This is a genomic window from Mesorhizobium sp. M7A.F.Ca.CA.002.05.1.1 (assembly GCF_003998335.1).
Lineage (GTDB): Bacteria > Pseudomonadota > Alphaproteobacteria > Rhizobiales > Rhizobiaceae > Mesorhizobium.
The window spans coordinates 1-9,309 of sequence record NZ_RZQI01000152.1; the positions used below are offsets into that span (position 1 = coordinate 1).

Annotated in this window: 8 protein-coding genes; 5 read left to right on the forward strand and 3 right to left on the reverse strand. The window is 63.8% G+C overall.

Features of this window, described 5'->3' with window-relative positions:
- Positions 1–781 (reverse strand): asparaginase (locus EN939_RS10560; protein ID WP_127267965.1); only part of this gene is annotated, 781 nt, incomplete at its 3' end.
- 25 nt (positions 782–806) lie between these two features.
- Positions 807–1,973 carry an acetyl-CoA acetyltransferase gene (locus tag EN939_RS10565; protein ID WP_127267966.1) on the reverse strand — a complete coding sequence of 389 codons (1,167 nt, stop codon included), beginning with the start codon at positions 1,971–1,973 and terminating at the stop codon, positions 807–809.
- A gap of 203 nt (positions 1,974–2,176) precedes the next feature.
- On the opposite strand from EN939_RS10565, the gene betI reads away from it, so the two are divergent.
- Genes betI through betB form a run of 5 tightly spaced genes read left to right on the forward strand, consistent with a single transcriptional unit; the run spans position 2,177 to position 8,459 of the window.
- Entirely contained in the window at positions 2,177–2,767 is a 591-nt protein-coding gene (gene betI / locus EN939_RS10570) for a choline-binding transcriptional repressor BetI (RefSeq protein ID WP_127267967.1), read from the forward strand.
- Positions 2,764–4,293, forward strand: a complete 1,530-nt coding sequence (gene betC, locus EN939_RS10575) for a choline-sulfatase (protein WP_127267968.1) — start codon at positions 2,764–2,766, stop codon at positions 4,291–4,293. Before betI ends, betC begins: the two co-directional genes overlap by 4 nt.
- Entirely contained in the window at positions 4,293–5,294 is a 1,002-nt protein-coding gene (locus tag EN939_RS10580) for a threonine/serine dehydratase (protein WP_127267969.1), read from the forward strand. Before betC ends, EN939_RS10580 begins: the two co-directional genes overlap by 1 nt.
- Complete coding sequence (gene betA / locus EN939_RS10585; protein ID WP_127267970.1) at positions 5,287–6,939, forward strand: choline dehydrogenase; 1,653 nt, start codon at positions 5,287–5,289, stop codon at positions 6,937–6,939. The genes EN939_RS10580 and betA overlap by 8 nt, the downstream gene beginning before the upstream one ends.
- A gap of 56 nt (positions 6,940–6,995) precedes the next feature.
- A complete protein-coding gene (gene betB / locus EN939_RS10590) occupies positions 6,996–8,459 on the forward strand; it encodes a betaine-aldehyde dehydrogenase (protein ID WP_127267971.1) in 1,464 nt (487 codons plus the stop codon).
- Positions 8,460–8,466: 7 nt separating this feature from the next.
- Here the strand turns inward: betB and EN939_RS10595 are convergent.
- Positions 8,467–9,309, reverse strand: an 843-nt coding sequence (locus EN939_RS10595; RefSeq protein WP_164750937.1) for an AGE family epimerase/isomerase, incomplete at its 5' end; no start/stop codon positions are given.

Genomic DNA, 9,309 nt, shown 5'->3' on the forward strand with positions numbered 1-9,309 from the left:
CCTCGGCGCCGCCTTTCGTAAATATCCGCCCGGGTGCGGCCTCCATCAGTGCGACGTCTTCGCGGCCGCTGCCGGCAACGAAGAAGGGCTCGGCCATGCATGCAGCCAGCAGCCGCCTCGCGGCCTTGGCTCGCTCGGGACCAAAACCTGATGTCGTGGCCATGCGGGCAAAGCCGAGCGCGAAGCTCCTGAGCGGCACCGCATAGGTTGGGATCGAACAGCCATCGATGGCCCGCTGGTCCTCACCATGGACAGCGCCCGTCACCGATTGCATGGCGTCGCGCACCATTTCCTGCAGGCCATGTCCCGGCTTGACATAGCCGCGATGCGCAATGCCGGCGTGGACGCAGGTGCAGAGGAAGCCGGAATGCTTGCCGGAACAATTGTTGTGCAACGCGTTCGGTGAACCGCCGGCGCGGGCGAGCGCAATCTCGGCGTCATGGTTGGACGGCCAATGTGTGCCGCATTCGAGTGCTGATCCGTCCAGCCCGGCCTTGGCCAGCATGGATCGCGCAAGATCGACATGGGCCGGCTCGCCCGAGTGGGACGCACAGGCGAGCGCCAGTTCGCGGTTGCCGAAGCCATAGGCATCGGCCGCACCGCTTTCGACCAGCGGCAGTGCCTGGATCGCCTTGACCGCCGAGCGCGGAAACACCGACTTGGCTGTGTCGCCGATCTCCCAGACGGGCTTGCCATCGCCATCGAAGACCGCGACTGAGCCGCGATGCGCGCTCTCGACGATCGCGCCGCGCAACACTTCGATCAGAACCGGATTTGTCATGAACCCTCCCGTAAATGCGGGCGGTTTACCTGATCCGGTCGAGAATGGAAACGTAGTTTGCGACCGCCGCACCGCCCATATTGAAGATGCCGCCAAGCTTGGCGCCCGGCACCTGGATGCCGCCGGCCTCGCCGACAAGCTGCATGGCGGTCAAGACATGCATCGACACGCCCGTGGCGCCGATCGGATGGCCCTTGGCCTTCAGCCCGCCGGATGGATTGACCGGCAGGCGGCCATCCCTGGCCGTTGTGCCGTCCAGCGCAAGCTTTGCCCCCTCTCCCGGCTTGGCAAGACCCATCGCCTCGTATTCGATCAGTTCGGCAATGGTGAAGCAGTCATGCGTCTCGACGAAGGACAGATCGTCGAGCGTCACGCCGGCTGATTTCAACGCCCGGTTCCAGGCCTGTTCGCACCCTTCGAAGGTCAGGATGTCGCGCTTCGACATCGGCAGGAAATCCTGCACATGCTCGTTGGCGCGGAAGGCAACGGCACGGCGCATCTTCAGCGCCGTGGCGGTGTCGGCAAGGATAAGGGCGGCGGCGCCGTCGGAGACCAGCGAGCAGTCGGTGCGCTTCAGTGGGCCGGCAACGAACGGGTTCTTCTCGCTCTCCTGGCGGCAGAACTCGTAGCCGAAATCCTTGCGCATCTGTGCATAGGGGTTGTCGACGCCGTTCTTGTGGTTCTTGGCGGCAATCATGGCCAGCGCATCCGACTGGTCGCCGTAGCGCTGAAAATAGGCCTGCGCGATCTTGCCGAAGACGCCGGCGAAACCCGCCGGTGTCTCGCCGTCCTCGGGCAGATAGGACGCCTTGAGCAGGTTCTTGCCGATCTCCGGCCCCGGCGTCGTCGTCATCTGCTCGGCGCCGACCACCAGCACGATGCGGGCGGCATTGGCGTCGATGGCGCGGATGCCCTGACGGACCGCGGCCGATCCGGTGGCGCAAGCGTTCTCGACGCGCGTCGCCGGCTTGAAGCGCAGCCGGTCGTCGGCCTGAAGCACCAGGCTGGCGGTAAAATCCTGCGCCGAAAAGCCGGCGTTGAAATGTCCGAGCACGATCTCGTCGACCTCGTCGGGACCGATGCCGGCATGGTCGAGCGCGTCGGTTGCCACCTTGACGATCAGATTTTCTAGCGTTTCGCCCTCGAGCTTGCCGAAGCGCGAATGCGCCCAGCCAACGATGCATGCGGTCATGGCGGTCTCCATCCTTGGCGCCAGCCTAACATGTGGGCTCACGGCGCATTTCGCCTTTATTGTTCAAATATAAACAATCTTGCCCACTTCGTGAAGGGCGGGAGGCGGACAATCGCTTGGTACAGCCAAGATCGCGGTCGATTTTTTTGTTGATTGACGCGTCAATAAAAAATAATCCTGTTTTCTCAAAGGATCATCGCGAGATGCCGAAAGTCGGAATGGAACCGCTGCGCCGCAAGGCGCTGATCGACGCGACGATCTCGGCGATCGGCGAGCGCGGCTCGCTCGACGTCACCATGTCCGAGATCGCCGGACGCGCCGGGGTTTCGTCGGCTCTTGCCCATCACTATTTCGGCGCCAAGGACGAGTTGTTGCTGGCGACGATGCGGCACATCCTGGCCGAACTGACCATCGACATGCGACGCGCCCTTCAATCGGCTGGTACCGCGCGCCAGCGCGTTTCGGCGGTGGTCACCGTCAACTTCTCCGACATCCAGTTCCAGCCGGAAACCATCGCCGCCTGGCTCGCCTTCTATGTCGAGGCGCAGAAATCATCGGCCTTGCGCCGGCTGCTCAGGGTCTATGCGCGGCGGCTGCACTCGAACCTGATGAGCGGGCTTGTCGGCATCCTGCCCAGGGCCGAGGCCGACCGCGCCGCCGAAGCGACCGCGGCGATGATCGACGGGCTCTACATCAGGCGGGCGCTGAAAGACGGCGTGCCTGATGCCGCGACCGCAATCGCGCTGGTCGAGGACTATCTCGAAACAAAACTCGGCGAGCGGCGCAAACAGTGACAACGAAGCGACCCAATTTTCTGATCGTCATGGTCGACCAGCTCAACGGAACCTTGTTTCCGGACGGCCCGGCGGATTTTCTGCACACACCGCATCTGAAAGCGTTGGCTGCGCGATCGGCGCGCTTTGCCAACAACTACACGGCCTCGCCGCTCTGCGCACCAGGCCGTGCCTCGTTCATGAGCGGGCAATTGCCGTCGCGCACCGGCGTCTACGACAATGCCGCCGAATTCGCCTCGTCGATCCCGACCTTCGCCCATCATCTGCGCGCTGCCGGCTACTACACCTGCCTGTCGGGCAAGATGCATTTCGTCGGGCCGGACCAACTGCACGGTTTCGAGGAACGGCTGACGACCGACATCTACCCTGCCGATTTCGGCTGGACGCCGGACTACCGCAAGCCCGGCGAGCGTATCGATTGGTGGTATCACAATCTGGGCTCGGTGACCGGCGCCGGCGTTGCCGAGATCACCAACCAGATGGAGTATGACGACGAGGTCGTGTTCCTAGCCACACAGAAGCTCTATCAGCTTTCGCGCGAACAGGACGATGCGAGCCATCGGCCATGGTGCCTCACCGTCTCGCTGTCGCACCCGCATGATCCCTATGTCGCGCGCAAGCAGTATTGGGATCTCTATGAGCATTGCCAGGCGTTGAACCCGGAAACCGGGTTCATCGCGCATGACGAGCAGGATGCGCATTCCCGGCGGCTGTACCACGCCAGCGACTATCCTTCCTTCGAGATCACGCCGGAACAGGTGCGTCGTTCGCGGCAGGGCTATTTCGCCAACATCTCCTATGTCGACGACAAGCTGGGCGAGATCCTGGATGTTCTCGAGCGCACCCGCATGGCCGACGACACCATCATCCTGTTCTGCTCGGACCACGGCGACATGCTCGGCGAGCGCGGCCTATGGTTCAAGATGAGCTTCTTCGAGGGCTCGGCGCGGGTGCCGCTGGTGATTGCCGGCAAGGGCGTTCACGCCGGGCTGATCGAGACGCCGGTTTCCAATCTTGACGTGGCGCCGACGCTTTGCGACCTCGCCGGCATCGACATCGCTGCAATCGCGCCGTGGACCGACGGCCAGTCGCTGCTGCCGCTCACCAAGGGGTTTGAGCGCACCGCGCCGGTGCTGATGGAATATGCGGCCGAAGGGTCCAACGCGCCCTTGGTGGCGATCCGCGACGGCAGATACAAATTCGTCCATTGCGAACTCGATCCGCCGCAACTGTTCGATCTCGAAGCCGATCCGCTCGAACGGGACAATCTGGTCGATGACGCGGCCAATGCGGGCCTGGTGGCGGCATTCATGGACAAGGTCCAGTCGCGCTGGGACATGGCCGGCTTCGACGCCGCTGTCCGCGAAAGCCAGGCGCGCCGCTGGGTCGTCTATCCGGCGCTGCGCAACGGCGCCTATTACCCCTGGGATTTCCAGCCGCTGCAAAAAGCGTCCGAGCGCTACATGCGCAATCACATGAACCTCGACAATCTCGAAGAGAGCAAAAGGTATCCGCGAGGCGAATGATGTCAGACCTTCTCGTCCCCTCCCTCGACCACCTCAAGCAGGCCTACGCCGTCACCTCCAGGGCGACGCAGATCACACCGCTGCTGGAATCGGCGGTACTGGCCCGCGAGACGGGTGCGGCCCGCGTCTTCATCAAGCCGGAATCGCTGCAATGGGCCGGATCGTTCAAGGTGCGCGGCGCCTATTGGCGCCTGAAGCAGCTTTCCACTGAAGAGGCCAGGAAAGGCGTCGTCGCCTACTCCTCCGGCAATTTCGCGCAAGGGCTGGCGGCTGCCGGCCAGGCGCTCGGCATTCCCGTCACCATCGTCATGCCGATCGACGCACCGACCGCCAAGCGTGATGCTACGGCCGGCTATGGCGCCCGCGTCGTGCTGACCGACCATGGCGAACGCGCGCGTGAGGAAGTCGCCGCCGCCAAGGCACGCGAGATCGCCGAGACCGAAGGCTTGGCCCTGCTGCATCCATTTGACGATCCGGAGATCGTTGCCGGCCAGGCGGGCGCCGGCCTCGAAGCGCTTGACCAACTCGAAGCCAAAGGCGCCAGCGCCGATCTTTTGTTCTGCTCGGTCGGTGGCGGTGGGCTGATCGGCGGCGTTTCGCTCGCCTTCCACTATCTGTCGCCCGCCACTGAGATCATCGGCGTCGAATCTGAAGGTTTCGACGGCATGGGCTCGTCGCTGGCACATGGCAGCATCGAGACGATGCCGATCGGGCCGAAGTCGATCTGCGACGGGCTGATGTCGCGACGGCCGGGCGACGCGCCTTTCGCGGCAGTCAAGACCGCCGGTGTTCGCGGCATCACCGTCGACGACCAATCGGTGCGCAGCGCCATGCGGATCGCCTTCGAGCGCATGAAGCTGGTGCTCGAGCCCTCGGGGGCCGCCTCGCTCGCCGCACTGCTCGGCGGCAAGGTGGATGTGAGGGGCAAGACCGCCTTTGTTGTGGCTACCGGCGGCAATGTCTCGCTCGCCGATTTCATGGCGCATATGAACGATGCTTGAAGCAGATTTCGTCATCATCGGCTCCGGCTCGGCCGGCTCGGCCATGGCCTATCGCCTGTCTGAAGACGGCAAGCATTCGGTCATCGTCATCGAATTCGGCGGCAGCGATATCGGGCCGCTGATCCAGATGCCGTCGGCGCTTTCGATCCCGCTCAACATGAGCCTCTATGACTGGGGCTTTGCCAGCGAGCCGGAGCCGCATCTCGGCGGCCGTGTGCTGGCGACACCGCGCGGCAAGGTGATCGGCGGCTCGTCCTCGATCAACGGTATGGTCTATGTGCGCGGCCACGCCCGCGATTTCGACCATTGGGCCGAAGAGGGTGCGGCCGGCTGGGGCTTCGCCGACGTGCTCCCCTATTTCAAGCGTATGGAAGATTCGGACGGCGGCGAGGATGGCTGGCGCGGCCACGGCGGGCCGCTGCATGTGCAGCGCGGCTCGCGTAAAAATCCGCTCTATGGCGCCTTTGTCGAGGCTGGTCGCCAGGCCGGGTTCGAACTGACCGACGACTACAATGGTTCCAAGCAGGAAGGGTTTGGGCCGATGGAGCAGACCATCAGCGGCGGCCGCCGCTGGTCGGCGGCATCAGCCTATCTGAAGCCGGCGCTGAAGCGCAAAAATGTGAGTCTGGTCAAGGGCTTTGCGCGGCGCGTGATCATCGAGAATCAACGCGCCATCGGCGTCGAGATCGAAGCTCACAAACAGATTCAGGTCGTTAAGGCGCGACGTGAGGTGATCGTCGCCGCATCGTCGATCAATTCGCCCAAGATACTGATGCTGTCCGGCATCGGCCCGGCCGAGCATTTGCGCGCAAACGGCATTCCGGTGGTGGCCGACCGGCCCGGTGTCGGCCGCAATCTGCAGGATCATATGGAGCTCTACATCCAGCAGGAATCATTGCTGCCGATCACGCTCAATTCGGTGCTGAACCCGTTCTCGAAAGCACTCATCGGAGCGCAGTGGTTGTTCCTCAAGACCGGGCTTGGCGCCACCAACCACTTCGAAGCGGCAGCCTTCGTGCGCTCGCGCGCCGGCGTCGACTACCCCGATATCCAGTACCATTTCATCCCGGCGGCAGTCCGCTATGACGGCAAGGCGGCTGCGAAATCGCACGGCTTCCAGGCGCATGTCGGACCGATGCGCTCGAAGTCGCGCGGTTCGGTGACGCTGCGTTCGCCGGACCCGAAATCCAAGCCGGTGATCCGCTTCAACTACATGTCGCATCCAGACGATTGGGCCGAGTTCCGCCACTGCATCAGGCTGACGCGCGAGATCTTCGGGCAGTCGGCGTTCGACCCCTATCGGGGCAAGGAAATCTCGCCGGGCAGCCACATGCAGTCGGACGACGAGCTCGACATCTTCATCCGCGATCATGCCGAGAGCGCCTACCATCCTTGCGGCACTTGCAAGATGGGCCGCGCCGACGACATGATGAGCGTCGTCGATCCGGAATGCCGGGTCATTGGCGTCGAAGGCTTGCGAGTCGCCGATTCCTCGATCTTCCCGCGCGTCACCAACGGCAATCTCAATGCGCCATCGATCATGACCGGGGAGAAGGCTTCCGATCACATCCTTGGCCGGACGCCGCTGGCGCCGTCCAACCAGGAACCATGGATCAATCCGAGCTGGCAGGCGTCGGACAGATAGAGCATGATCGTGACTGCACGATCATGCATGCCGCGAAGACGATTTGGAGACCTCCCATGCGCGCCCAGCCCACGGCATCGCACTATGTCAACGGACGCTACATCGAGGACGAAGGCGGCGCGCCGCTGCCGGTCATCTATCCGGCAACCGGTGAGACCATCGCCATGCTGCGTTCGGCAACGCCGAACGTGCTGGAACTCGCCGTCGAGGCGGCGCGGGCGGCGCAGCCCGCCTGGGCGCGGCTGAAGCCGGTCGAGCGCGGGCGCATCCTGCGCCGCGCCGCCGACATATTGCGCGCCCGCAACGCCGACCTCGCCCGCATCGAGACACTGGATACAGGCAAGGCGATCCAGGAAACGCTGGTGGCGGACGCCCCATCGGCAGCGGACTGCCTTGAATATTTCGGCGGTGCGGTTGCCGCCTACAATGGCGAGTCGGTCGATCTCGGCGGACCCTTCGCCTACACAAGGCGCGAAGCGCTCGGCGTCTGTGTCGGCATCGGCGCCTGGAACTACCCGATCCAGATCGCCGGCTGGAAATCGGCACCGGCGCTCGCCATGGGCAACGCCATGGTGTTCAAGCCATCGGAAAACACGCCGCTTTCAGCACTCGCATTGGCCGAGATCTACAGCGAGGCCGGGCTGCCTGACGGCCTGTTCAACGTGGTGCAAGGCTATGGCGATGTTGGCGCCGGGCTCGTCGGCCACGATGTCGTCGCCAAGGTCTCGGTGACCGGCTCGGTGCCGACCGGCCGCAAGGTGCTGTCGCTCGCCGGCTCGAAGATGAAGCACGCGACGATGGAGCTTGGCGGCAAGTCGCCGCTGATCGTGTTCGACGATGCCGACATCGAGAACGCCATTGGCGGCGCCATGCTCGGCAATTTCTATTCGACCGGGCAGATCTGTTCCAACGGCACGCGCGTCTTCGTGCAGAGCGGCATTCACGACCGCTTCGTCGAGCGTCTGATCGAGCGGACCAAGAAAATCCGCATCGGCGACCCGCTCGACCCCGAAACCCAGATGGGACCGCTGGTTTCCAAGGCGCAGCACTACAAGGTAGTGGGCTATATCGAGATCGGCAAGCAGGACGGAGCAACGCTTGCCTGTGGCGGCAACGTGCCTTCGCTGCAGGGTTTCCAGGGCGGATTCTTTGTCGAGCCAACGGTGTTCACCGGCGTCACCGACACAATGCGCATCGCCCGCGAGGAGATTTTCGGGCCTGTCATGAGCGTGCTGAAATTCGACGGTGAGGACGAGGTGATCAACCGCGCCAACGACACCGAATTCGGCCTTGCCGCCGGCGTCTTCACGCGTGACCTGCCGCGCGCCCACCGCGTCATTGCCGAGCTACAGGCCGGCACCTGCTGGATCAACGCCTATAATCTGACGCCGGTCGAAATCCCGTTCGGCGGCTTCAAACAGTCGGGCATCGGACGTGAGAATTCATTGGCGGCGCTGGCACTCTATTCGCAGCTGAAGTCGATCTATGTCGAGACCGGGGATGTGGCGAGCCCGTACTGATCAAGTCCTACGCCTTCGGATCGGCCGTCCCATCCAGATACTGGGTCAGCGCACAGACCAGGTGGTAGAAGATGCTGGCCGGCACGTCCGATGCCAGTGAGCGGCCGCGCTCGTCGATGCGGTCGATCCACAGGCCGAGCGGCGCCGGGTCGATGTGCCAGCGAAACAGCCGGCCGACGCGCGCTTCGATCTCGGGCTTCAGGTCCGGCCCGCCCGAACCATCCAGCGCGATAGCCGCCTTCACCGCTTCGGCCTGCGGCCAGCTGCGTGATATCAGGTCGAGCGGCAGGCCCTGCCGCGAGACGGCGCCATAGGCAAGGCCGGTGGCGCGGTTGAGGCCATTGGCAGTGGCCGACGCGTAAAGTTTTCTGGCAAAGCCGCTCAATTCGGCCTGGCCGCTGCGTCCAGCGAAATCGACCAGCAGCGAGGCCCACTCGAAATGGTGGCCAGGCTCGGTCCATGACCCTTTCTCTCCTGCGGATGGCTTCCATTCGGCATCGAAATACTCGCCAAGCGTCCAGCTTTCCGGATCGAAGAAATGACTTCGGAAGAGGTCGATGATGCGCGCTGCGCGGCGCAGATGGGCGCGCTCGCCAGTCGCCTGATGCCAAGCGAGGAAGGCCTCGAGCAGATGCATATGCGGGTTGGAGCGGCGCTCGCCTTTGCCGTCCGATGTCTCGAGGAAGCCGGTCATGCGGCTGTCTTCGAGATGCGCATCGAGAAAGGCGAAGGTTTCCTCGCCGAGGCGCAAGGCGTCTGGATTGCCAGACATATGCGCATGCGCGAGCGCCAGGAGCACGCAGGAATGATCGTAGGCATCCTCGGTGGCGTCGGCGACCGAGCCGTCGAC